Origin of the sequence: Streptomyces marinisediminis (assembly GCF_026262575.1) — a bacterium.
GTDB lineage: Bacteria > Actinomycetota > Actinomycetes > Streptomycetales > Streptomycetaceae > Streptomyces > Streptomyces marinisediminis.
Genome location: NZ_JAPKFL010000005.1, coordinates 19,889 through 42,171, shown reverse-complemented (window position 1 = coordinate 42,171; position 22,283 = coordinate 19,889). Strand labels below are relative to the sequence as shown.

Genomic DNA, 22,283 nt, shown 5'->3' with positions numbered 1-22,283 from the left:
TCGGCGCAGCTCACCGGCTCGTTACCTGTGGTTACAACGAGAGGTCAAGAGTCCGCACCTTCCGTGACGACGGCGCTCGGGAACGTCACCACGGGCGCGGTCCACACGGCGCGGTCCACGCGGCGCGGTCCACGCGGCGCGGTCCACGCGGGCGCGTTCACGCGGGTGCGGTTCACACGGGCGCGGTTCACACGGGCACGGTTCACCCCCGCAGCCGGGGCGCGACGGCGGCGGCCTCCGGGGCCCCGGAGGCGGTGGCCGGCTCCGCGGCGAGCGCCTCCGCCCAGGCGATGAGCCCGGCCACGTCCACGCCGTGCGGCGGTGCGGCGCGACAGGGCTCGAGGGCTCCGGCGCCCCGGCGCAGCAGGGTGGTGGCGCCGCGCGCGTTGCCGCGCGCCGCGTGCGTCACGCCGACGGCGAGCTGGGCCAGGCCGCGCCACAGCCCGCGCTCCTCCTGCGGGCCCGACTTCCAGGCGTCCTCCAGCACCTCGTGGGCGTGGAAGGGGCGCCCGGCGTCCAGCAGGCGCTGCGCCTCGGTGAGCGTCTGCCCGGCGGTGCGCACGACCCCCTCCGGCTGCCGGTCGACGCCGGGGCGGCCGTAGGGCAGGGGGCGGCCGAGTCCGTCGCGCGGGCGGGCGTTGCGGGCGCGGCCCTCGGCATCGCGGTCCCGGGAACGCGCGCGCTCGCCGCTCCGGGGGGCGGGGCCGCCCCCGGGGGGCTGCGTCGGGTCAGCCATGCGCACGCTCCCGCACCAGCGCCTCGATCCCGTCCAGCACCCGGCCGAGCCCGAAGGCGAAGTCGGCCTCGGGCTCCCCCGCGTCCGCCAGGGCCCGCGAGGCCAGGGCCCGGCCGACGGCGGGAAAGCGCCCGGGGTCGGCGAGCCGGGCCAGTAGCCGCCCCTGGCCCACCGCGGCCTCCTCCAGCGTCCGCCCGGCCGCCCGGGCGGTGGCCGCCAGGTCGGCCCGCGCGCCGGCCTCCATCCGCACGAACCCGTTGACCAGCATCAGCGTGCGCAGCTTCTCGCCCTCCTCGAACCCGGTTCCGGCCAGCGCCCGCAGCCCCTGCTCCAGCCAGGCCACGGAGTTCGGGGTGAGCGGCGGGGTGCCGACGGGCATGCGCACCAGCCACAGGTTGCGGTGCAGTACCTCGCGCTGCCCGCGCGCCCAGGCGGTGACCAGGTCCCGCCAGCCCACGTCGCCCTCCGGCGCCGCCGGGGGCGGCCCGTAGGCGGCGTCCTCCATCAGCACCAGCAGTTCGTCCTTGGAGCCGACGTAGCGGTAGAGCGCCATCGCCGAGACCCCCAGCTCCCCGGCGACCTTCCCCATCGAGACGGCGCCGAGCCCGCCGGCCGCGGCCACCGCGATGCCGGCCGCGACGACGCGCTCGGCGCTGAGCCCGGGCCTGGCGCCCTTCCCGGGGCGCTCCCGCAGGCCCCACGCCGCCTCGACGGCGGGCGGTACCGTGGCCGCGCCGTGGTCCTCCATACCGGCGTGTATAGCATAAACAGCGGGGTTTATGGCCTATACACGCGCCGCGGTGCCCGCCCACGGGCCGGGCACGGCGCCGCGGCCCACGGCGCCGCGCACGCGCGCCACCCCGCGGGCCACGCCTCACGGACCACGCCGTGCGGGCCGCGCCACCCGCGCCGACCGTGCCGCGCCGGCCGCGCCGCGTCCGTGCGCAGGGCGGGGTGGGGCGCCCGCGCGCGGGCCGCACGGCCGAGCGCGGGAGCGGCGGCCGGGCGGCGCGGCTGTCCCGGCCCCCGGGTCCCCCGGGCGGCGCGCCCGGGGGCCGGGAGAGGAGGGCGCGGCCGCCGGGGCTGCGCGAGGATGGGGGCATGCTGCTCGCCGACCTGGCCCGCACGTCCCGCGCCGTGGCGGCCACCTCCGCCCGGTCCGCGAAGGTGGCCCACCTGGCGGACCTGTTCCGCGCCGCCGAGCCCGCCGAGGCCCCCGTCGCCGTCACCTACCTGGCCGGACGCCTGCCGCAGCGGCGCATCGGCGTCGGCTGGCGCACGCTGACCGAACAGGTCCCGCCCGCCGGAGCGCCCCGGCTGACGGTGCGTGAGGTGCACGCGGCGCTGGACGGCATCGCGGCGGTGGCCGGGAAGGGCGCGCAGGGCGAACGGCGCGCACGCCTGCACGCGCTGCTGCGCGCCGCGACCGGGGAGGAGCAGCGGTTCCTGGTCCGGCTCATCGCCGGCGAGCTGCGCCAGGGCGCGCTGGACGCGCTCGCGGTGGAGGCCCTGGCCGCGGCGGCCGGGGCGGAGGTCGCCGAGGTGCGGCGCGCGGTGATGCTGGGCGGCTCGCTCGGTGCCGTCGCCGAGGCGCTGCTCGCGCGGGGGCCCGCGGCGCTGGACGCTTTCCGGCTCACCGTCGGCCGCCCCGTCCAGCCGATGCTCGCGCAGACCGCCGCCGACGTCGACGAGGCGCTGGACCGGCTCGGCCCGTGCGCCGTGGAGGAGAAGCTCGACGGCATCCGGGTGCAGGTGCACCGCGACGGCGACCGGATCGGCGTCTACACCCGCACGCTGGAGGAGATCACCGACCGGCTGCCCGAAGTGGTGGACGCCGCGCGGGAGCTGGCGGCCGACCGGGCGGTGCTGGACGGCGAGGTGATCGCGCTGGACGCGGCGCGGCGGCCCCGGGCGTTCCAGGACATCGCCGCCCGCGTCGGCTCGCGCACGGACGTGGCCACCGCGCGCACCGCGCTGCCCGTCTCGGCGGTCTTCTTCGACCTGCTGGCCGTGGCCGGACGCGACCTGCTGGACGAACCGGCGGCGCGGCGGCACGAGGAGCTGGCCCGGGCCGTGCCGGAGCCGCTGCGCGTGCGCCGGCTGGCGGTCACCGACCCCGGGGACGACGGCCAGCGCGCCGCCGCCCGCGCCTTCGCCGGGGAGGTCCTCGCCCGCGGCCACGAGGGCGTGGTGCTCAAGGCGCTGGACTCCGCCTACAGCGCGGGGCGCCGGGGCGCGGCGTGGCTGAAGGTGAAGCCGGTGCACACCCTGGACCTGGTGGTGCTGGCCGCCGAGTGGGGCCACGGGCGGCGCACCGGCAAGCTGTCCAACCTCCACCTGGGCGCGCGCCGCCCCGACGGCTCCTTCGCCATGCTGGGCAAGACGTTCAAGGGGCTCACCGACACCCTGCTGGCGTGGCAGACGGACCGCCTGCGGGAGCTGGCGGTGGCCCGGGAGCCGTGGGGGGTGCGGGTGCGGCCCGAGCTGGTGGTGGAGATCGCCTTCGACGGCGTCCAGCGCTCGCCGCGCTACCCGGAGGGCCTGGCCCTGCGGTTCGCCCGGGTGCTGCGCTACCGCGAGGACAAGCGGCCCGAGGACGCGGACACGGTCGAGACGGTGCGCGGCTACGCCCTGGGCGCGCCCCGGGACCGCTAGCGGCGGCCGGAGCGTCCCCCGGACGCGGGGCGCGCGCCGCGGGGCCCGGGTCAGGGCTCGGGGGTGAGGGCGGCGCGCACGCGGGCGGCGACGCCGGCGGCCTCGGCGTCGTCCGCGTAGGCGGTGCGCGGCCAGAAGAAGCCGCGCAGTCCGTCCCCGGGGTTGCGCGGGACGACGTGCACGTGGAAGTGGGGCACCGACTGGCTGACGCCGTTGTTGGCCGCCACGAACGTGCCGGCCGCGGCCATGCCGTCCCGCACCGCAGCGGCGACGCGCTGCACCCGGGCGAACAGCGGGCCGACCTCCGCGGCGTCGAGGTCGGTCAGCGTCGGGCGGTGCTCGCGGGGCACGACCAGCGTGTGGCCGGGGAACAGCGGGCGGACGTCGAGGAAGGCGACGACGTGGTCGTCCGCGTACACCCGGCGCGCGGCGGCTTCCCCGCGCACGATCCGGCAGAAGGCACAGCTCATCTCCCCAGTGTGGCCCGCCGCCGCCCCGGCGCGGGCCCTCCCTGCCAGACGGGGCACGGGCCTAGGCCTATGGGGTGGTGCGGGCGGAGGGGCGCCGCGTCGCGCCGGTGCCCGCCGGTCGGCCGCGGCCATCCTGGTGCGGGCGCGGGTCCGGCAAGGGGGCCCGCGCCCCTCCCCCGAAAGGTGACAGCCGCCATGGCCGTGTGCGAGGTCTGCAGCAACGACTACGAGATGTCCTTCGAGGTGCGGGCCCAGGGCGGCGCCGTGCACGTCTTCGACAGCCTGGAGTGCATGGCCCAGCGCATGGCGCCGATCTGCGAGAACTGCTCGTGCCGCATCCTCGGCCACGGGGTCGAGTCGGACGGGCGGTTCTTCTGCTGCGCGCACTGCGCCCGGGTGCAGGGGCACGCGGAGCTCGTCGACCACGTCTGAGCCCGCCCCGGCCCGGCGGGGCGCCGCGCACCGGCCGGGCCGCGACCGGCGCGCCGCACCCCTCAGCCGCCGCCGTAGAGCGCCTCGATCTCCTCCCGGTAGGCCTCGTACACCGCCTGCCGCCTGACCTTCAGCGAGGGAGTCAGCATGCCGTTCTCCTCGGTGAACTCGCCGGGCACGATGCGGAAGGCGCGGATGGACTCGGCGCGCGAGACCGCCTCGTTGGCGTACGCGACGGCCCTGCCCACCTCCGCGCGCAGCTCGGGGTCCTCGCGCAGCTCGGCGACGGGGGTGTCGCGCGGCCGCTTGCGGACGGCGAGCCAGTGCTCCACCGCCTCGGGCTCGAGGGTGACGAGGGCGGCCACGTGGGAGCGGTTGTCGCCGACGACGACGCACTGGCCCACCGGAGGGCGGCTGCGCAGCCGGTCCTCCAGCACGGCCGGGGAGACGTTCTTGCCGCCCGCGGTGACCAGGATGTCCTTCTTGCGCCCGGTGATGGTGAGGTAGCCGTCGTCGTCCAGCGCGCCGAGGTCGCCGGTGGCGAACCAGTCGTCGCGCAGCGCGGCGCGCGTGGCGGCCTCGTTGTTCCAGTAGGACGTGAAGACGATGCCGCCCTTGACGAGCACCTCGCCGTCGTCGGCGATGCGCACGGCGGTGCCCGGGACGGGCTGGCCGACCGTGCCCGGGCGCGGTCCGAGCGGCGGGATGACCGTGGCCGCGGCGGTGGTCTCGGTGAGTCCGTAGCCCTCGTAGATGACGATGCCGCAGGCCAGGAAGAAGAGGTTGAGCCGCCGGTCGAGCGGGGAGCCGCCGCTGATGGCGTAGCCGAGCCGGCCGCCCAGCTCCTTGCGCACCCGCCGGTAGACCAGCAGGTCGTACAGGCGCCAGGCGAGGGTGAGGCCGAGGCCGGGCCCCTTGCCGGTGCCGTGGAAGTCGGCGAGCGCGGCCTCGGCGAAGCGGACGGCGACACCGTCCGCGCGGTCGAAGGACGCGCCGCGGCCCATCCGCTCGGCGGTGGCCCGCCCGGTGTCGTGGATCTTCTCGAACAGGTACGGCACGCCGACCACGAACGTCGGCTTGAACGCGCGCAGTTCGGGACGCAGCTCATCGGGCTTGATGCTGGGCCAGTGCCCCAGCTCGATGCGCGCGCTCATGCAGGCGATCTGGATGACGCGGCCGAGTATGTGCGCCAGGGGCAGGAAGAGCAGGGTCGCGGCGCGCTCACCGGTGACCGCCTCGAAGACCGGGTGCAGCAGTTGCACGGTGTTCGCGGACTCGGCGTGCAGGTTGGCGTGGGTGAGGACGCACCCCTTGGGGCTGCCGGTGGTGCCGGAGGTGTAGCACAGGGTGGCGACGGAGGCGGGGGTGAGCGCGGCGCGCCGCCTGGTGACCTCCTCCTCGTCGACCTCCCGGCCGAGCGCGGTGAGTTCGGCGACCGCACCGGCGTCGAACCGCCACACGGTGGGCGCGTCCGGGAGGCCGTCGGCCGCCTCGCGCACGGTGGCCGCGTTCTCCTCGGTCTCCACGGCGACGAACCGGGCCCCGGAGTCGCGCAGGATCCAGCGGACCTGGTGGGCGGCCGAGGTGGCGTAGACGGGCACGCTCTGGCCGCCGGCGGCCCAGACGGCGAAGTCCAGCAGGCACCACTCGTAGCTGGTGCGGGCCATCACCGCCACCCGCCCGCCCGGTTCGAGCCCCGCGGCGAGGAGGCCCTTGGCCACGTCCGTGACCTGGCGGGCGAAGGCGGCGGCGGTGACCGGCCGCCAGACCCCGTCCTCCTTGCGGCGCAGCACCACCGCGTCGGGCGCCTCGGCCGCGTTGGTGAACGGGATGTCGGCGGTGCTGCCGGTCGTCGGCGTCGGCGCGAAGGACGAGGCGCGCGCCTCGCGCACCACGCCGTTCTCCCGGGTGACCTCGACGGTGACCCGGGCGGCCAGGTCGCCGTGGCGCCGTGCCTTCTTCAGATCCTTGCGTACTCCCATGGACGTGTCTCCTGATCGCGGCTCGCGGGCGGGTAAGCGGGGCTGCTGGACGGAAGGCGCGCGCCGGGCCCGGAGCGGGCCTGCGGCCGGGCGCGCGGGGGGCCGTGCGGGCGCCGGGCGGTCAGCGCTCCAGCAGGGCGGTGACCCCCTGGCCGCCCGCGGCGCAGACGGAGATCAGGCCCCGGGCCCGGACGCCGGCGGCGTCCGGCCGCGGGTCGTGCTCCGCGACGTGTTCGTGCAGCAGCGCGGCCAGGGTGGCGACGATCCGGCCGCCGGTGGCGGCGAAGGGGTGGCCGACGGCGAGCGAGGAGCCGACGGCGTTCAGCCGCTCGCGGTCCACCGCGCCCAGCGGCTGGTCCAGGCCGAGGCGCTCGGCGCAGAACGCCGGGTCTTCCCAGGCCGCCAGGGTGGCCAGGACCTGCGAGGCGAACGCCTCGTGGATCTCCAGGTAGTCCAGCTCCGCCAGCGTGGTGCCGGCGGCCCGGAGCAGCGGCGGCACGGCGTAGGCCGGGGCCGTCAGCAGGCCGTCGGGGCCGGCGACGAAGTCCACGGCGGCGGTGCGCGCGTGAGTGAAGTAGGCGAGCACGGGCAGGCCGTGGTCGCGGGCCCACTCCTCGCTGGCCAGCAGCACGGTGGCGGCGCCGTCGGTGAGCGGGGTGGAGTTGCCCGCCGTCATGGTGGCGTCCGGCCCGTCGCCGAAGACGGGGCGCAGCCGGGCGAGCCGTTCCACGCTGCTGTCCGGGCGCAGGTTCTGGTCCCGGTCCAGGCCGCGGTAGGGCGTCAGGAGGTCGGTGAAGAAGCCCCGGTCGTAGGCGGCGGCCAGGCGCTGGTGGCTGGTGGCCGCGAGGGCGTCCTGGGCGGCGCGGGGGATGTTCCAGTGCGCGGCGGTGCGGGCGGCGTGGTCGCCCATGGACAGGCCGGTGCGGGGTTCGGCGTTGCGCGGGATGTCGGGCACCAGGTGGCGCGGGCGCACGGCGGTGAGCGCCCGGAGCCGTCCGCCGGCGGTCTTGGCGCGGCGGGCGCTCAGGAGGATCCGGCGCAGCTCGTCGTTGACGCCCAGCGGGGCGTCGCTGGCGGTGTCCACCCCGCCCGCGACGCCGGCGTCGATCTGCCCGAGCGCGATCTTGTTGGCCACCAGGATCACGGCCTCCAGCCCGGTGCCGCAGGCCTGCTGGACGTCGTAGGCGGGGGTGCGGTGGTCCAGGGCGCTGCCGAGGACGACCTCGCGGGCGAGGTTGAAGTCGCGGCTGTGCTTGAGCACGGCGCCCGCGACGAACTCCCCCAGCAGCTCGCCGCGCAGCCCGTACCGGTCGACGAGCCCGGCCAGCGCGGCGCTGAGCATGTCCTGGTTTCCGGCGCTCGCGTAGGGTCCGTCGGCTCGGGCGAAGGGGATGCGGTTGCCTCCGACGATGGCGACGCGGCGTCCGGGGGAAGTCATGGCCAAGGCTCCTTGTGGTCCGCGGTACAGGTTCTTACTCTTGGGTAAACTTACTTGTGCGTAAGGAGAAAATCCATGGCCGATCGCTACCAGAGGCTGACCGCCCGCGGTCCGGGCGCCGTCCTCGCCAGGAAGCTCGGGCTGCCCCGGCCGGAACCGCTGGTGCGCCACCGGCCCGGGCGGCCCGTGGTCACCGGCCCGGTGATGCTCGGCGGCGCGCCGGGCGGGCGGCTGCTGGGCCCGCTGCGCACGGTGCTGGACGGGGTCGGGGCCCGGGTGGCCGAGGGCGAGCAGCGGCCCGAGCAGCCCGCCGCGCTCGTCTTCGACGCCACGGGCGTCACCGACAGCGCCGGCCTGCGCGCCCTGCACGCCTTCTTCCAGCCGCGCGTCCGCTCCCTCGCCCCGTGCGGGCGCCTGGTGGTGCTGGGCACGCCGCCGGAGCGGGCGCAGAGCACGGCGGCGGCCGTGGCGCAGCGCGCGCTGGAGGGCTTCGTGCGGTCGGCGGGCAAGGAGCTGCGCCGCGGGGCGACCGCCCACCTGCTGCTGGTGGCGCCCGGAGCCGAGGGCGCGCTGGAGTCCCCGGTGCGCTTCGCGCTGTCCGCCCGCTCGGCCTACGTCTCCGGACAGGTGCTGCGCGTCGAGCCGGCCGGCGGGGCGGCGCCGGCCGACTGGGCGCGCCCGCTGGCGGACCGGGTCGCCCTGGTCACCGGGGCCTCGCGCGGCATCGGCGCCGTGGTGGCCGAGACGCTGACCCGCGACGGGGCGCGCGTGGTGTGCCTGGACGTGCCCCAGCAGGCCGACGCGCTGCGCGCGGTGGCCGCCCGCTGCGGCGGCGAGGCGCTGGAGCTGGACGTCACCGCCGACGAGGCCCCGCGGACGCTGGCCGACCACCTGCGGCGGGCGCACGGCGGCGTGGACGTGGTGGTGCACAACGCGGGCATCACCCGGGACAAGACGCTGGGCAGGATGGACGCCGCGCGCTGGGACGCGGTGCTGGCCGTGAACCTCACCGCCGTGGAGCGGATCACGCACGAGCTGACCACGGGCGCGCGGCCGGTGCTGCGCGACGGCGGGCGCGTGGTGTGCACCTCCTCCATCAGCGGCATCGCGGGCAACGCCGGGCAGACCAACTACGCGGCGAGCAAGGCCGGGCTCATCGGGCTCGTCCAGGCCCTGGCCCCCGGGCTGGCCGACCGCGGCGTCACCGTCAACGCGATCGCACCCGGGTTCATCGAGACCCGGATGACGGCGGCCGTGCCCCTGCTCATCCGGGAGGCCGGGCGCCGCATGAACAGCCTCGCGCAAGGGGGCCGGCCGGTGGACGTCGCCGAGGCGGTGGCGTTCCTCGCCTCGCCGGGCAGCTCCGGGATCAGCGGGCAGGTGCTGCGCGTGTGCGGCCAGGCCCTGCTGGGAGCGTGAGGGCGATGAGCACCGTGCCGGTCCGCGAACTGCGCTCCGTACCCCGTCTGGCCCCGCTCTACGCGCGCGCCGTCCGGCCCAGGCGCCGGGCGAGCGGGCCGCCGCCCCGGGCGGAACTCCTGGTCACCGCCCGTCCCGACGCCCGCCACGTGCGCCGCTACGCGCGGGTGTGCGGCTTCGCGGAGGGGCCGTGGCTGCCCCTGACCTATCCGCACGTGGTGGCGTTCCCGCTGTCGATGGCCCTGATGGCGCGCCGGGACTTCCCCTACCCGCTGCTCGGCCTGGTGCACGTGGCCAACCGCGTCGAACGCGTGCGCCCGCTGGAGGCCACCGAGTCCCTGACCTACCGGGTACGCCTGGGCGACACGGTGCCGCACCGCCGGGGGACGGCGTTCGAGGTGCTCGCCGAGGCGGCCGACCCCACCGGGGTCGTGTGGCGCTCGGCCAGCACCTACCTGCACCGCGGCCGCCCCACCGACGGCGCGTCCGGGGCGCCGTCCGGCGGCGGCGCGGCGGCCGGCCCGGCGGCGCACCACGACGCCGCGGCCGCCGGGCCGGACCCCGCCGCCGGCCCGGACGAGGGCGCGCCGGACCGGGACGAACGCTGGCGGGTGCCCGCCGGCACCGGGCGGGCGTACGCCTCCGCGACCGGGGACCGCAACCCGATCCACCTGCACCCGCTGACCGCGCGGCCGTTCGGCTTCCCGAGGGCCATCGTCCACGGGATGTGGTCCAAGGCCCGCTGCCTGGCCGCGCTGGAGGACGTGCTGCCGCCGGCCTGCCGCGCCGAGGTCTCCTTCCGCGCGCCGGTGCCGCTGCCCGCCCACGTCCGCTTCACCGCCGTCCGCGCGGCCGGCGGGCACCGCTTCGCGCTGCGCTCACCGGACGGGGACCGCGAGCACCTGCGCGGGCTGCTGACCCCGGCCGACCCGGGCTGACCCCGGAAAGACCCCGGTCGGCCCCCGCGCCGCGCACCGCCGTCAGGTCTCGGTGCGGCCGGCGGACACCGGGAAGACCGCCGCCTCCTCGGGGGATCCCGCGGGCGGGACCCACACCTCGCCCTCCAGCACGTTGCGCATGCCGACCCAGGCCATGTTCATCAGGCGCAGGGTGACGCGCTCGCTGGACTCCCCGGGGTGGCGGTCCAGCCAGTCCGTGAGCGAGTCGGCCGCGCCCACCAGGGCGTGCGAGACGAAGTCGGCGTCCTCGGCGTCGAGTCCGGCCGGGTTGGGGCTCTGCGAGATGCCCTCCCAGACCAGCCCGGCCACCTCGCTCATCACCATGCGCCGGGCCTGGGCCACCTCCCGGGTGATGGCCTCGGTCAGCTCCGCGGCCTGCCGGTGCAGCACCACCCAGCTCTCGCGGTGCTCCTGGACGAAGCCGAAGAAGGCGCCGAGGCCGGCGCGCAGCCGCATGTCCGGCGTGACGTTCCCCTTCGCCGCGCCCTGGAAGGCCTCCGCCAGCCGCTGCGCCTCACGCCGCACGCAGGCGACGAAGAGTCCCTCCTTGGAGTCCATGTAGAGGTACACCATCGGCTTGGAGACCCCCGCCAGGTCGGCGATCTCGTCCACCGAGGCGGCGTGGTAGCCGCGCTTGGCGAAGACCCGAACGGCCACGTCGATCATCTGCTGCTCCCGGACCTGCCGGGGCACGCGTCGCCTGCGTTTGTCCGTCACCCTTGCCAGCCTACCTACGTTGTCGTAATCTTACTACGCAGTAAACTTACTTCACAGTAAGCTCTTGTCGAGCGAACGAAGGACGTCCCCCATGGCCGATACGACCGGCGGCGACCTGGCCGACCTGGACTTCGCGAGCGTCTCCCCCGAGGAGTTCGCCCGGCTGGTGAAAAAACTCTCCGCCAAGGAGATCAACGAAGTGATGCGGGGTGACTTCCGCGCCCGTGCGCTCTCGGAGATCTTCTCCCGCATGGAGCGGCAGTTCCGCCCCGAGCGCGCCGGCACGCTCACCGCGCTCATCCGGTGGAAGATCACCGGCGAGTCCGAGGCGGTGTACGAGACGCTCATCGACGCGGGCACCTGCACCGTCCGCGAGGGCCGCGGCGAGACCGAGCCCCGCGTGAGCCTGATCATGGGCGACGCGGAGTTCCTCAAGCTCGTCTCCGGCAACGGCTCCCCGGTGACGATGTTCATGACCCGCAAACTCACGGTCGCCGGTGACGTGGGCCTGGCCTCCGGGCTCACCCGCCTGTTCGACCTGCCCACACCGTGAACCGGGCGGCACCCGAGGAGGCAGCGGCGTGAACGGATTCTCCCTCGACCTGACCGAAGAGCAGCAGGACCTGCGCGCCTGGGTGCACGGCTTCGCCGCCGACGTGGTCCGTCCGGCCGCGGCCGAGTGGGACGAACGCGAGGAGACCCCCTGGCCCGTCGTCAAGGAGGCCGCACGGATCGGCCTGTACGGCTTCGAGTCGCTGGCCGAGATGTACGGGGACCCCTCCGGGCTCTCCCTGCAGATCGCCAACGAGGAACTGTTCTGGGGCGACGCGGGCATCGGCATGGCGCTGTTCGGCACCTCGCTCGCCGCCGCCGGGATCTTCGCCTCCGGCACCCCGGACCAGATGGCCGAGTGGCTGCCCCAGTGCTACGGCGACGCCGCGCGGCCCCAGCTCGCCGCCTTCTGCGTCTCCGAGCCGCAGGCCGGCTCCGACGTGTCGGCGATGCGCACCCGCGCCCGCTACGACGAGGCGCGCGACACGTGGGTGCTCAACGGCCAGAAGGCGTGGATCACCAACGGGGGCATCGCCGACGTCCACGTCGTCGTCGCCTCGGTCGACCCCGAGCTCGGCGCCCGCGGCCAGGCGGCGTTCGTCGTGCCGCCCGGCACCGAGGGGCTGGTGGGCAACCGCAAGATCAAGAAGCTGGGGTTGCGCGCCTCGCACACCGCCGACGTCTTCCTCGACGACGTCCGGGTGCCCGGGCACTGCCTGCTGGGCGGGCGTGAGCGGCTCGAGGCCCGCCTGGCCCGCGCCCGGGAGGGGCGCGGGGCCAAGGGGCAGGCCGCCATGGCCACCTTCGAGGTCAGCCGGCCCACCGTCGGCGCCCAGGCCCTGGGCATCGCCCGCGCCGCCTACGAGTACGCCCTGGGCTACGCCGGCGAGCGGGAGGCGTTCGGCCGTCCCATCGTCGACCACCAGGCGATCGCCTTCGCCCTCGCCGACCTGCGCACCGAGATCGAGGCCGTGCGGCTGCTGATCTGGCAGGGCGCGTGGATGGCGCGCACGGACAAGGAGTTCACCGCCGCCCAGGGCTCGATGGCCAAGCTGCGCGCCGGCGAACTGGCCGTGGCCGCCACCGGGAAGGCCGTCCAGATCCTCGGCGGCGCCGGTTACAGCCGCGAGCACCCGGTGGAGCGGATGTACCGGGACGCGAAGATCTACACCATCTTCGAAGGCACCAGCGAGATCCAGCGACTCGTCATCGCCCGGGCCATCTCGGGCAGGAACATCCGCTGACCCGTGCGGGGGCGCCGCCCAGCCGACCCATGGCGGTGCCCCCGCACGGCAGTGGTGAGGGGAGAATCCATGCCGACGCACCCGCCCAGGCCCGCCACGCGCCCCGCCCGCGTCGCCCCGCAGGAGGCGCCGTTCCCGCTGCCCCGGGAGCTCGCGGACACCCTGCGCTCCGAACTGCCCGCGCTCATCCAGGAGATCTGCGCCGAGATCAAGCGCGGTGTCCCCCACTACGCCGACTACCTCGAAGGGCCCTACTCCCGCGCCTGCCGCCTCGGCGTGGAGCTGACGATCACCTCCTTCGCCGAGCGGGTGCGCTCGCCCGCGGCGTCCACCGCGCGCCGCGACGCCATGTGGCGGCGCATCGCCCGCTTCGAGGCCTACGAGGGCCGCAGCCTGGACGACCTCCAGGCGGCGTTCCGCATCGGCGCGCGGGTGGCCCTGCGCCGCGCCCGGGGGCTGGGCCAGCGCTACCGGCTGTCCTCGCACGCGCTGCTGTCCTTCGCCGACGCGCTCTTCGGCTACGTCGACGAGCTGAGCGCGGTCGCCCGCGAGGGGTACGCCGAGGCGCGCGCCGAGATGGGCAGCGGCCAGGACGGGTTGCGCCGGCAACTGCTGCGGCTCCTGCTGGCCGGGCCCGCCGTGCCGCACACGCGGCTCAGCGCGCTCGCCGAGCAGGCCCGCTGGCCGCTGCCCGCCGAGGTGACGCTGGTGGCCTTCAGCCCGCAGGCGCCGCCCCGGCGCAGCATGCTCGGCGCCGACGTGCTCGCCGACCTCACCCACGCGGCGCCGCACGCCCTGATCCCCGGTCCGGTCGACGCCGACCGCCGGGCGGTGCTGGAGACGGCGCCGGCCGACATGCTGGCCACCGTGGGGCTGACCGTCCCCACCGGCAAGGCGGCCGAGTCGCTGCGCTGGGCCCGGCAGGCGCTGGAGCTGGTGGACACCGGCGCGATCCCGCGCCGCCCGGTCACGTTCTGCGAGGACCACCTGCTCACCCTCTGGCTCACCGCCGACCGGGCGCTGACCGACCACCTGGCCCGCCGTCAGCTCGCGCCGCTCGCCGCGCTGACCGAGACCCGCCGCGAGCGGCTGCTGGAGACACTGCGGGCGTGGTTGGCCACCCGCGGCAACGCGGCGCAGATGGCCGAGGTGCTGCACCTGCACCCGCAGACCGTGCGCTATCGGCTGCGGCTGCTGGAGCGCGCCTTCGGCGACCGGCTGGGGGACCTGGGCCAGCGGTTCGCCACCGAGAGCGTGCTGCGCGCCCTGGAGCTGCGCGGCGAACCGGTGCTGCCGCTGCCCGGCTCCGGGCCCCGGCCGCACCCGGAGCACTGAGCCGGCGGTCCCCCGGCCCACGGCCCGGCCCGGCGCCGTCCGCGCACGGCCGAAGCGGCCGGCGTCCGCCCGGGTGCGGACGCCGGCCCCGGTCAGCAGCCGCCCTCCACCGGAGCGCCGGCGAGGCGGTCGGCGATGAAGGCCATCGCGTCGGCGTTGCCCCGGATGACGCCGGTGATGTGGTCGGCGGCGTACTCGCGCCAGACGACCTCGGTGCCCTGCGCGCAGTAGGCGTCCCGCAGCGTGGTCGCCTGCCGGTAGGGCACCAGCTCGTCCCGCGTGACGTGGTACTGGAACACCGGGACGGGGACGGGCTCGCCGCCCAGCCGGTTCTGCGCGACCCGCTCCAGCCACGCCGGCTCCAGGAACGGGCTGCGCGTCAGGTAGTCGCCGGTCGCCCGGCCCCGGTAGTCCAGCAGCAGCTCCACCGTGCAGTCGCCCGCCTCCATGTCCGCGAAGGCCGCCCGCCCGGCGTCGTTGAGGTAGGCGTCCAGGCGCAGTTCCGGGTACGCGTTGTCCAGGCCGATCAGCGAGTAGGCCAGCAGCCCGAAGCCGTCCGCGCCCTCCAGCGGGAGCGCCACCTGCACCAGATCGGCCGGCACCCCGCCGCCGACCACCCCGGCCACCTCCAGCTCGGGGGCGTAGCCCGGCTGGAGCTGTCCGGCCCACAGCGCGGCGCCGCCGCCCTGGGAGTAGCCGCGGAAGACCACCGGCGCGTCCTCGGCCAACCCGGCCTGCGGCAGCCGCTGGGCCGCCCGCACGGCGTCGATGAGGGCGGGGCCCATCGCGTGCCCCACCACGTAGGTGGTCTCCGGCTCGGGCCGGTATCCCGCGTAGTCGGTCACCGCCACGGCGTACCCGGCGGCCAGCATCTCGTTGAGCGCGGGCTGTTCGTAGAACATCCCCTCGTCGATCATGCCGGACGGCGCGCAGCGGAACGCCGGGCCGTGGGTGCCCGGGCCCATGCCCACGATCGGCGCGGCGGCGGGGTCGACCGCCTTGGGAACGAGCACGGTCCCGGTCACCGCGGCCGGCTCGCCCAGCGCGTCGGTGGAGTGGTACATCACCTGCCAGGCGTCCGCGAGCCGCCGCGCGGTCGGCGGCCCCGCCTGCGCGGGGCGGGCCCGGATGACGTCGCCGGGGCGGCCCTGGGGCAGCGGCTCGGGCGGCAGGTAGAAGTCGTCGGCCGCCTCCGCCGGGGCGGCGGCGGAGCGGTGGGCCGGCGCGGCGTCGCGCGGTGCGGCCAGGGCGCTGCCCGCCGGGGCCGCCAGCGCGAGGGCGGCCGCGGCGGCCAGGAGACGTGTTCGGTAGCGGTGCATGCGGACCTCAGTTCTCTGCGGATGCGGTGTCGGGGGCGGTGTCGGGGGCGGTGTCGGGGGCGGTGAGGGGTGCGGTGACGGGGTCGGGAGCCGCGCCGGGTGTGGTCGCGGGGTCGGAAGCGGGGGGCGGCTCGGTGGTCCAGGCCACGGTGTAGCGGCGGGCGGGCGCGCCCGGGGTGTGGCTGGTCACCTCCGCGCGGCGGACCTCGCGGCGCCGGTGGCCGGCGGCGAGGGTGAGGCGGTCGCCGTCCACGGCGAGGACGGCCGTCTCCCGCGGCCGGACGCCCTCGGCGGCCGCGGCGGCCCGGCGCGCCGCGCGCAGGTCCGCGGGGCCCGGGCCGCCGGACGCCGCGCCGCCGGGCTCCGGCGCGGCGTCGGGCTCCCGGGCGGCGTCCGGCTCCCGGGCGGCGCCGGGCCCGCGTGGCGCGTGGCGGGGGGCGAGCAGTTCGATGCCGATGCCCGGTCCGCGGTGATCGCGGGCGCCAGGGCGGCGCGGGCGGACCAGGGCCACGGCGGCGTCGGCCCGGTGCGCGAGGTCGACGTCGAGGTCGGGGAGGGCGCGCCCGTGCAGGCCGCTGACCCGCACCCGGCCGTCCGGGTCCTCGCGCACCCGGAGTTCGGCCGGGAACACCGGGCCCGCGCCCCGCTCCCACAGCCAGTGGCGCACGGCGTCCTTGACGGCGATCCGGCCCAGCAGCCACTGCCGCCGCCCGTGCGGCGACCGCCGGGCGTACTCCGCCCGTTCCGCCCGGCCCAGTTGGGTGCGCATGACGACGTCCCGCGAGGCCGGGTCGGGCCAGGCGTCGCGCACCAGCACCCAGCCCCCGGGCTGCGGCACCGACAGCGCGCGGTGCTCGGGGTAGCCGCCCGGCGCCCGGGTGTCCGGCCCCGCGAGCAACCGCGCCTGCCAACCGCTGACCTGGGCCCACACCTCCCCGGAGATCAGGAGCTGGGCGTCGGCCAGGACGGCGGTCGCGGTGCGGTGGGTCACCCGCAGCCGGCACTCCAGCGCGGTGCCCACCGGCGGGGCGGGCCCGAAGAAGCGCACGCCGCGCACCCGCACGGGCACCGCGACCGTCCGGGCGCTCGCGGCGTCGGCCAGGACCGCGTACACGAGCACCTGGCCCACGGCGTCCAGCAGCCCGCCGGGCGCGGGCGGCACGACCAGGCCCGCGCGCACCTGGCCTGCGCCGGAGCCGAGCAGCCGGGCGATGCCCCGGTACCCGGGGCCCGCGCACAGCCAGCGGTCGGCGTACAGTTCCTCGGCCGTCTCCCGGGGCAGCCGCTCGGCGCGCGGTGGCGGCCACGGCGCCGGGGGCGCCGGGTAGCCGCCGGCCAGCTCGACGCCCGCGCGGGCGTGGGCGCCGAAGGCGACCGCCATCCGGCCGCGGCCCTGCGGCGCGGCGGCGAGGGTCACCCGGGAGGCGGGGACGGCGTCCACCCACCGGTCGAACCTGACCTGCCGCAGACCGACCGCGCGGGCGCCGGGAGCCGCTCGTTCGGCCCCGTCCAGCAGGTGCCGCAGCACGGTGCCCGCCGGTACGACCGGGCGGCGGTCGGCACTCTCGGGCCAGCCCGGCCGCTGCGGGACGACGCAGTGGTGCAGCAGGTACGGCATGGCCGAGGTGGAGATCTCCACCGTGGTGCGGCGCGCGCCCGTGGCGGGGCCGTCGGCCCGCCGCCCTCCGGCCCGGGGCGGAACGGACGCGCGGGTCGGCCACGGAGTGGCCCCGAGGGCGTCACGCGTCTGCTGGGCACCGGTCACGATCACGCTCCGGGAAGTGGGGAATTCCTCGACCGCACGGCCGCCTGGAAGAATTCGCGCACCGTACTGAGATTTTCGACAAAGGGTCAATACAACGGCTGGGAACACGGCGGAAGAACGGAGCCGGAGAACCGAATTCTCGTTTCGGTGAGCACCGCCCGGCGCGCCTTGCTGTACGGCCGACAAGGAATGACGCAAACGCGCGGGAGGGGCGCGGCACGGCGGTTTACCGGCACCGGTGGGCGAAAGCGGACGCGGTGTGCGGAACACGGAAAGGCCGCGGCCGCGCGACGTCGGTCGTCGTGCGGCCGCGGCCGGGGCCACGGCACCGCGGCCGGCCCCGCCGCTCAGCGGCGGGGCCGGCTCAGGTGGTGCGGCGTCAGGGGTTCTGACCGCGCCGGATGAGGCGCGGCAGGTAGCGGTACGCGGCGAAGCCGCCGCCCAGCACGAGCGCGCTGGCCGCCGCCAGCCCGCCGACGCCCGTCGCGCCGGTCAGCGCGAGCTGGTCGTCGCCGGCCGGCTTCTTGTCGCCGCCGAGCTGGGGGTCGGGGTCCGTGCCGCCGGTGGTGGCGCCCGCCGTGTCGTCACCGCCGCCGTCGGCACCGCCGCCGCCCGCGTCGCTGCCGCCGTCGTCGGTGCCGCCCGCGTCCGCGCCGCCGGTGTCAGCGCCGCCCGCGTCGGTGCCGCCGTCGTCCGCACCGCCGGTGTCAGCGCCGCCCGCGTCGGTGCCGCCGGCGTCCGCGCCACCGGCGTCGGCACCACCCGCGTCGGCACCGCCGGCGTCCGTACCGCCGGCGTCCGCGCCGCCGGCGTCGGCACCACCGGCGTCCGCGCCGCCCGCGTCCGCGCCACCGGCGTCGGCACCGCCGTCGCCGCCGCCCTCACCGGTGATCTCGAAGGTGTGCAGGACGTTGTCCTGGCCCTCGATCAGCGTGCAGGCGGAGTCGAACGTCCCCAGACCCGTCTCCCCGCCAGCGGCCGTGCGCGGCGTCAGGGTCAGCAGCAGGTCGTTCACCGTGATCTCGGCGCTGCCCGGCTGCGAGAAGGTGATCGCGGGCGCGTTGCCGGTGGCGGCGATGGTGAAGGAGCCGGACGTGGGCACGTCCGTCTTCTCCAGCTCGACGGGGACCTTGAGGTCCAGTCCGCCCTGCGGCGCCTCGATGCGCGAGTCGGCCACGGCCGAACCCTCGATGGTCTTGGCCCCGACGAGGGACAGCCCCTGCGTCGCGGTCGGTGGCACGGTCGAGACCGTGTTGATGAGGAACTCCGGCGTGGCCTCGCCCACCGCGATCGTCCCGGGCAGGTCGGCCGATATCTCGACCTTCAGCTCCTGCGTTCCGATGAGCGGGAAGGGGCAGCTGTAATTCAGCGTGAGTGACGCGGGCTCGGCGGCGGCCGGCGCGGCGCCTGCCACGCCGATCGCGCCCGCCGCGGCCACGACCGCGGCGGCGGCCAGCGCCGCCTTGGTCCTGCGTCCGTGTGTGGTGGCTGTCATGACTCCCTCGTACCGGTACTGGTTGGGGGTGTGGAGAGCCGTAAGCTACGCACGTCGGCCGGGTGCGCCAAGCACACCGCCGCCCTTTTCCCTTCCTTGCTCACCGGGTGAGCACAGCGCCCCGGAATTTCGTCACCGGGACACAGGAAAAGACGCGTGCCCACGCCCCGGGCCGCACCGGCCGACGGTTACTCGGGTCACATGAACGCCGCCGCGACCGTACTCACTCGGGGACGAAAATACCCCGGTGATCGCTTCCGGGTGGTGAATCCCCTTGCCCCGCCCGAGTACCCGTGAGTAAGTTCCCGGCCGAAACACAACGGAAATCGGCCGGACACGCCGAGGTCCAGGTGACCCCCCACGGGCGCCACGGCTCCAGCCGCCCGCACCACTCGGTGCCCGTTGGCATTCGCGTTCCAGCCACCCGTCCCCTCCGTGGCGAGGAGGTGCCGTACCCGCCACCACACGGCGGGATGCGATTCCCGCACGTTTTCCGTTCAACGCGAAAGGCAGCTCATGCCAGCAAAGAGCAACACGCGTCGGTTCAAGGCCGCCGCCGTCGCGGCCGCGGTAGCGGCCGGCGGCCTCATCGGCGTCGCCACCACGGGGTCCGCCTCGGCCGACCCCGTCTCCCTCACGCTCCAGTACCAGTGCCCCTTCCCGCTCATCGGCCAGCAGACCCTGTCGGTGGAGATCAACACCGACATGCCGTCCGCCATCGCGGTCGGGGAGCCGACCGGGGCGTTCGTCATCGACACCGTCTCCACAGTGCCGGAGACGGCGACGCAGGGGTTGAACCTCGTCGGCGCGACGACCCTGGAAGGCTCCGGAGTGGCCTCCTCCGAGGTCGACACCCCCGAGGCCACCCTCCCGGTCTCCGTGCCGGTGGAACTGGAGAAGACGGACGTTCCGGCGTCCGGCTCCTTCACCATCAACGCCGGCGGCGAGACCCCGTCGCTGACGTTCTCCCAGCCGGGCACGGCGACCATCACGGTCAACGACCTGCTGCTCACCCTCACGCCGCGCAACGCGGCGGGCGAGGAGACCGGTCTGGGCACCTTCGAGTCCGCGTGCACCCTCGTCCCGGGCCAGGACAACGTCCTGCACTCCTTCGAGATCACGCCCGCGAGCGGCGGTGACGAGGGCGGCACCGACGTCGGCGGCGACGAAGGCGGCACCGACGAAGGCGGCACCGATGTCGGCGGCGACGAAGGCGGCACCGACGAAGGCGGCACGGACGTCGGCGGCGACGAAGGCGGCACCGACGAGGGCGGCAGCGACGTCGGCGGCGGGAGCGACCCGATCGAGATCGGGTTCGGCCTGAGCGGCTCCAGCCACATCAAGGCCGCCAACGGGGACGTGGCGCTGGACGGCACGATCGACGCCGACTTCGACCTGGCCTCCGGTTCGTACGAGGCCGACATGACCCTGGCCGACACCTCCGGGGAGTTCACGGTCTTCGGCTTCCTGCCGGCCACCGCGGACATCCGGTTCAACCCGACCGAGAAGGTCACCGGCACCCTGTCGAACGACGGGAAGCTGACGGCCAACGCCACCACCGAGGTCATCCTGCCCTCGGTGAAGGTCTTCGGCCTCCCCGTGGGCGGCGGCGAGAGCTGCCGGACGGTGGACGCGGCGGAGATCCCGCTGGAGTCCGAGGGCCGCTTCGACCCCTTCGACGGCGGCACGCTGACCGGCACGTACACCCTGCCCCAGCTCTCCGGCTGCGGCATGCTGAACGGCATCATCAGCGCGGTGACGGCCGGTCCCGGTAACACCATCGAGCTGAACCTCGCCTCGCGCGAGAGCTGACGCCCGGACGCTGGGGGCCCCACCGTGCGCGTGCGCGGTGGGGCCCCCAGCGCTGTTCCCGGTCGCGCGCCCCTCTCCCCCGTCCCGTCGCGGGCGTCCGCAACGGGGCGGGCGGAAGGGCGGCCCCTCCCGCCCCGACCCTCCCCCGAGCGCCCGGCAGCAGGCCCCGGGCCACCGGGCCGCGCGCACGAGGCCGTCGCCGAGCCCCGGCCACCAGCCCCCGAAGCCATCGGCACCCGGGCCCCGAAGGCGAGCCAGGACCGCGCGCCGCCCCGGGAAGCCTTCCCGAGCGCTTCGCCGCACCCGAGCGCCACCCCGGCGCGCACAGCACCCACCCACCCGCCGCCGACGCGCGCAACCGCGAGGACGCGCACCGCACGTCGCACGCCTCGGGCCCGCCTCCAGGACGCTTCGCCGCACCCGAACCCCCACCCCGGCGCGCGCAGTTTCCACCGGCCCGCCGTCGACGGCGCTCGGCCACGGAGGGGGCGCCGACCGAGGGCCCCGCTCCCCCGCGTCCTCCGGGCGTCCGGCACGCGGCCCGCGCGCGGGGCCCGACGCCAGGAGTCACCGCCGGCTCCCAGCGAGCGTAACTCGGTCGCCGGCGCGCCGACGGGGGCGCCCGGTCGGGATGGACCGGGGCGTCTCGGCGGCGGCGCTTCCGACGGTCGGCGCCCCGCCCGGGGACGCGGCGCCACTCCGGGTGGGGCGCTCGGTGGCCGTGCTCGGTCCGCGCCCCCGGTACCTCGGTGGAGTCGCGCGGCACCCGGCGGCCCGGGCGGTCGCGGGACGGAACGCGGGCGGCGGGGCGGCCGGGACGCGCCGGCGCCGGCGAGCGGTCAGGGGCTCCCGCGTGCGGCCAGCTTCTCCTCGCACCAGCGGAAGAACGCGCGCGGCAGGAAGACGGCGTCGACGGCGATCATCGCCAGGGAGAAGAACGGCAGGCCGAGCAGGACGGCGATGCTGAGGTGCTCGGCGATCATGACGACCAGCAGTGCGTTCTTCAGCGGCCGGTGGAAGACGGTGAACGGGAAGGCCACCTGGACGGCGACCGTCGCGTAGGTCATCGCGAGGATCAGCAGGCCGTTGTCGGCGATGGCGTCGGAGAGGACGGGCCAGGGCCGGAAGTGGTCGACCATGAGCGGGAAGTACGCCGCGGTGCCGTCCTGCCAGCGGCTGCCCTGGATCTTGTACCAGCCGGCCGTGGCGTATATGAGGCAGACCTCGACCATGATGACGAGCAGCGCGGCGTTGTGCACCAGGGAGGCCAGCGCCTCCGCGACGGCCCTGGGCTCCCCCGGCGCGTACCGGTGCACGGCCCACCAGGCCCCCTGGGCGAGCCACAGCCCCCACAGCAGCAGCGCCCAGCCCGGGGTGAGCGGCCCGGCGGTCAGCGCGGCCAGCGCGGCCCCCATGCCCACCCACAGCACCACGCCGACGGTGTCCGGCCCGGAACCGCGGTCGCGGCGCGCGCGGCGGGCGTCGAGCGACCACACCCGGCCGCAGCGCGTGAAGACCAGGTAGATCGCCATGATGTGGATGACGTTGTCGCCGCCGTCGCCGACGAAGACGCTGCGGTTCTGCAGCGACAGCACGCCGAGCATGAACAGCACGGAGGCCGTCCGGGTGCGCCAGCCCAGCGCGAGCAGGGCACTCGCGACGAGGGCGAAGGCGTAGCAGAACTCGAACCACCAGGTGCTGCCCGACCACAGCAGGGCGGAGAACGCCCCCGTGCCGGTGGTCATGCGGTCGGCGAGGGCGAGGCTCCACGGGCCGTCGGGGCCGTAGAGCGCGTGCCGGTGGGGCCATTCACGCAGCAGGAACAGCAGCCAGGTCCCGGCGATGCCGATGCGCACGGCGGCGCTCTGGTGCGCGCCGAACGTGTGGCGCGACACGCGCTGGACGAACGGCTCCCGCGGCCCGACGGCGCGGTCGTGGCCGGTCGTCGATCCG

The 22,283-nt window shown here is 76.3% G+C and carries 18 protein-coding genes; 8 read left to right on the top strand and 10 right to left on the bottom strand.

Going from position 1 to position 22,283, the window contains the following annotated elements:
* Positions 1–202: 202 nt before the first annotated feature.
* Together OSB71_RS05635 and OSB71_RS05630 are read right to left on the bottom strand one after the other, a co-directional pair.
* Positions 203–736 carry a DUF309 domain-containing protein gene (locus OSB71_RS05635; RefSeq protein WP_265944852.1) on the bottom strand — a complete coding sequence of 178 codons (534 nt, stop codon included), beginning with the start codon at positions 734–736 and terminating at the stop codon, positions 203–205.
* Complete coding sequence (locus OSB71_RS05630) at positions 729–1,484, bottom strand: TetR/AcrR family transcriptional regulator C-terminal domain-containing protein (RefSeq protein ID WP_265944850.1); 756 nt, start codon at positions 1,482–1,484, stop codon at positions 729–731. The genes OSB71_RS05635 and OSB71_RS05630 overlap by 8 nt, the downstream gene beginning before the upstream one ends.
* Positions 1,485–1,837: 353 nt before the next feature.
* Between OSB71_RS05630 and OSB71_RS05625 the strand changes: the two genes are divergently transcribed.
* Entirely contained in the window at positions 1,838–3,391 is a 1,554-nt protein-coding gene (locus OSB71_RS05625) for an ATP-dependent DNA ligase (RefSeq protein ID WP_265944848.1), read from the top strand.
* Between the two features lie 50 nt (positions 3,392–3,441).
* Here the strand turns inward: OSB71_RS05625 and OSB71_RS05620 are convergent, their stop codons facing one another.
* Positions 3,442–3,861, bottom strand: coding sequence for an HIT family protein (locus tag OSB71_RS05620; protein WP_265944846.1), 420 nt, complete (start codon positions 3,859–3,861; stop codon positions 3,442–3,444).
* Between the two features lie 195 nt (positions 3,862–4,056).
* Here OSB71_RS05620 and OSB71_RS05615 point away from each other — a divergent pair, with 195 nt between their 5' ends.
* Positions 4,057–4,293 (top strand): metallothionein, encoded by a 237-nt coding sequence (locus OSB71_RS05615; RefSeq protein WP_265944844.1) that lies wholly within the window; start codon positions 4,057–4,059, stop codon positions 4,291–4,293.
* Positions 4,294–4,355: 62 nt separating this feature from the next.
* On the opposite strand, the gene OSB71_RS05610 is transcribed toward OSB71_RS05615, so the two are convergent.
* Together OSB71_RS05610 and OSB71_RS05605 are read right to left on the bottom strand one after the other, a co-directional pair.
* The gene (locus OSB71_RS05610; protein ID WP_265944842.1) at positions 4,356–6,275 is read right to left on the bottom strand and encodes an AMP-dependent synthetase/ligase; all 1,920 of its coding nucleotides are present in this window, start codon (positions 6,273–6,275) and stop codon (positions 4,356–4,358) included.
* Between the two features lie 121 nt (positions 6,276–6,396).
* Positions 6,397–7,713 (bottom strand): acetyl-CoA C-acetyltransferase, encoded by a 1,317-nt coding sequence (locus tag OSB71_RS05605; RefSeq protein ID WP_265944840.1) that lies wholly within the window; start codon positions 7,711–7,713, stop codon positions 6,397–6,399.
* A 75-nt stretch (positions 7,714–7,788) separates the two neighbouring features.
* Here OSB71_RS05605 and OSB71_RS05600 point away from each other — a divergent pair, with 75 nt between their 5' ends.
* A complete protein-coding gene (locus OSB71_RS05600; protein WP_265944838.1) occupies positions 7,789–9,132 on the top strand; it encodes a 3-oxoacyl-ACP reductase in 1,344 nt (447 codons plus the stop codon).
* Between the two features lie 5 nt (positions 9,133–9,137).
* Positions 9,138–10,070 carry a MaoC family dehydratase gene (locus OSB71_RS05595; RefSeq protein WP_265944836.1) on the top strand — a complete coding sequence of 311 codons (933 nt, stop codon included), beginning with the start codon at positions 9,138–9,140 and terminating at the stop codon, positions 10,068–10,070.
* A gap of 42 nt (positions 10,071–10,112) precedes the next feature.
* Here OSB71_RS05595 and OSB71_RS05590 read toward each other — a convergent pair whose 3' ends face one another.
* Positions 10,113–10,808 carry a TetR/AcrR family transcriptional regulator gene (locus OSB71_RS05590; protein ID WP_265944834.1) on the bottom strand — a complete coding sequence of 232 codons (696 nt, stop codon included), beginning with the start codon at positions 10,806–10,808 and terminating at the stop codon, positions 10,113–10,115.
* 91 nt (positions 10,809–10,899) lie between these two features.
* On the opposite strand from OSB71_RS05590, the gene OSB71_RS05585 reads away from it, so the two are divergent.
* The 3 genes from OSB71_RS05585 to OSB71_RS05575 all read left to right on the top strand — a co-directional run bounded on the left by OSB71_RS05585 (position 10,900) and on the right by OSB71_RS05575 (position 13,939).
* Complete coding sequence (locus OSB71_RS05585) at positions 10,900–11,361, top strand: SCP2 sterol-binding domain-containing protein (protein WP_265944832.1); 462 nt, start codon at positions 10,900–10,902, stop codon at positions 11,359–11,361.
* 28 nt (positions 11,362–11,389) lie between these two features.
* Complete coding sequence (locus OSB71_RS05580; protein WP_265944830.1) at positions 11,390–12,604, top strand: acyl-CoA dehydrogenase family protein; 1,215 nt, start codon at positions 11,390–11,392, stop codon at positions 12,602–12,604.
* A gap of 69 nt (positions 12,605–12,673) precedes the next feature.
* Positions 12,674–13,939: a PucR family transcriptional regulator gene (locus OSB71_RS05575; protein ID WP_265944828.1), complete on the top strand. Its 1,266-nt coding sequence runs from the start codon at positions 12,674–12,676 to the stop codon at positions 13,937–13,939.
* Positions 13,940–14,031: 92 nt separating this feature from the next.
* Here the strand turns inward: OSB71_RS05575 and OSB71_RS05570 are convergent, their stop codons facing one another.
* The 3 genes from OSB71_RS05570 to OSB71_RS05560 form a co-directional block, all read right to left on the bottom strand.
* Positions 14,032–15,258 carry a lipase family protein gene (locus OSB71_RS05570; RefSeq protein ID WP_265944826.1) on the bottom strand — a complete coding sequence of 409 codons (1,227 nt, stop codon included), beginning with the start codon at positions 15,256–15,258 and terminating at the stop codon, positions 14,032–14,034.
* 7 nt (positions 15,259–15,265) lie between these two features.
* Positions 15,266–17,023 carry a polyketide synthase dehydratase domain-containing protein gene (locus tag OSB71_RS05565; protein WP_265944825.1) on the bottom strand — a complete coding sequence of 586 codons (1,758 nt, stop codon included), beginning with the start codon at positions 17,021–17,023 and terminating at the stop codon, positions 15,266–15,268.
* A gap of 379 nt (positions 17,024–17,402) precedes the next feature.
* Positions 17,403–18,518 (bottom strand): DUF6801 domain-containing protein, encoded by a 1,116-nt coding sequence (locus OSB71_RS05560; RefSeq protein WP_265944823.1) that lies wholly within the window; start codon positions 18,516–18,518, stop codon positions 17,403–17,405.
* A gap of 516 nt (positions 18,519–19,034) precedes the next feature.
* On the opposite strand from OSB71_RS05560, the gene OSB71_RS05555 reads away from it, so the two are divergent.
* Positions 19,035–20,330, top strand: a complete 1,296-nt coding sequence (locus OSB71_RS05555; RefSeq protein ID WP_265944821.1) for a DUF6801 domain-containing protein — start codon at positions 19,035–19,037, stop codon at positions 20,328–20,330.
* An 839-nt stretch (positions 20,331–21,169) separates the two neighbouring features.
* Here OSB71_RS05555 and OSB71_RS05550 read toward each other — a convergent pair.
* Positions 21,170–22,225 (bottom strand): HTTM domain-containing protein, encoded by a 1,056-nt coding sequence (locus tag OSB71_RS05550; RefSeq protein WP_416237198.1) that lies wholly within the window; start codon positions 22,223–22,225, stop codon positions 21,170–21,172.
* Between the last annotated feature and the right edge of the window lie 58 nt (positions 22,226–22,283).

Bases quoted from the DNA above. Each gene is read 5' to 3' on its own strand.
- OSB71_RS05635 (WP_265944852.1), bottom strand. From the start codon at position 736: ATGGCTGACCCGACGCAGCCCCCCGGGGGCGGCCCCGCCCCCCGGAGC.
- OSB71_RS05630 (WP_265944850.1), bottom strand. From the start codon at position 1,484: ATGGAGGACCACGGCGCGGCCACGGTACCGCCCGCCGTCGAGGCGGCG.
- OSB71_RS05625 (WP_265944848.1), top strand. From the start codon at position 1,838: ATGCTGCTCGCCGACCTGGCCCGCACGTCCCGCGCCGTGGCGGCCACC.
- OSB71_RS05620 (WP_265944846.1), bottom strand. From the start codon at position 3,861: ATGAGCTGTGCCTTCTGCCGGATCGTGCGCGGGGAAGCCGCCGCGCGC.
- OSB71_RS05615 (WP_265944844.1), top strand. From the start codon at position 4,057: ATGGCCGTGTGCGAGGTCTGCAGCAACGACTACGAGATGTCCTTCGAG.
- OSB71_RS05610 (WP_265944842.1), bottom strand. From the start codon at position 6,275: ATGGGAGTACGCAAGGATCTGAAGAAGGCACGGCGCCACGGCGACCTG.
- OSB71_RS05605 (WP_265944840.1), bottom strand. From the start codon at position 7,713: ATGACTTCCCCCGGACGCCGCGTCGCCATCGTCGGAGGCAACCGCATC.
- OSB71_RS05600 (WP_265944838.1), top strand. From the start codon at position 7,789: ATGGCCGATCGCTACCAGAGGCTGACCGCCCGCGGTCCGGGCGCCGTC.
- OSB71_RS05595 (WP_265944836.1), top strand. From the start codon at position 9,138: ATGAGCACCGTGCCGGTCCGCGAACTGCGCTCCGTACCCCGTCTGGCC.
- OSB71_RS05585 (WP_265944832.1), top strand. From the start codon at position 10,900: ATGGCCGATACGACCGGCGGCGACCTGGCCGACCTGGACTTCGCGAGC.
- OSB71_RS05575 (WP_265944828.1), top strand. From the start codon at position 12,674: ATGCCGACGCACCCGCCCAGGCCCGCCACGCGCCCCGCCCGCGTCGCC.
- OSB71_RS05570 (WP_265944826.1), bottom strand. From the start codon at position 15,258: ATGCACCGCTACCGAACACGTCTCCTGGCCGCCGCGGCCGCCCTCGCG.
- OSB71_RS05560 (WP_265944823.1), bottom strand. From the start codon at position 18,518: ATGACAGCCACCACACACGGACGCAGGACCAAGGCGGCGCTGGCCGCC.
- OSB71_RS05555 (WP_265944821.1), top strand. From the start codon at position 19,035: ATGCCAGCAAAGAGCAACACGCGTCGGTTCAAGGCCGCCGCCGTCGCG.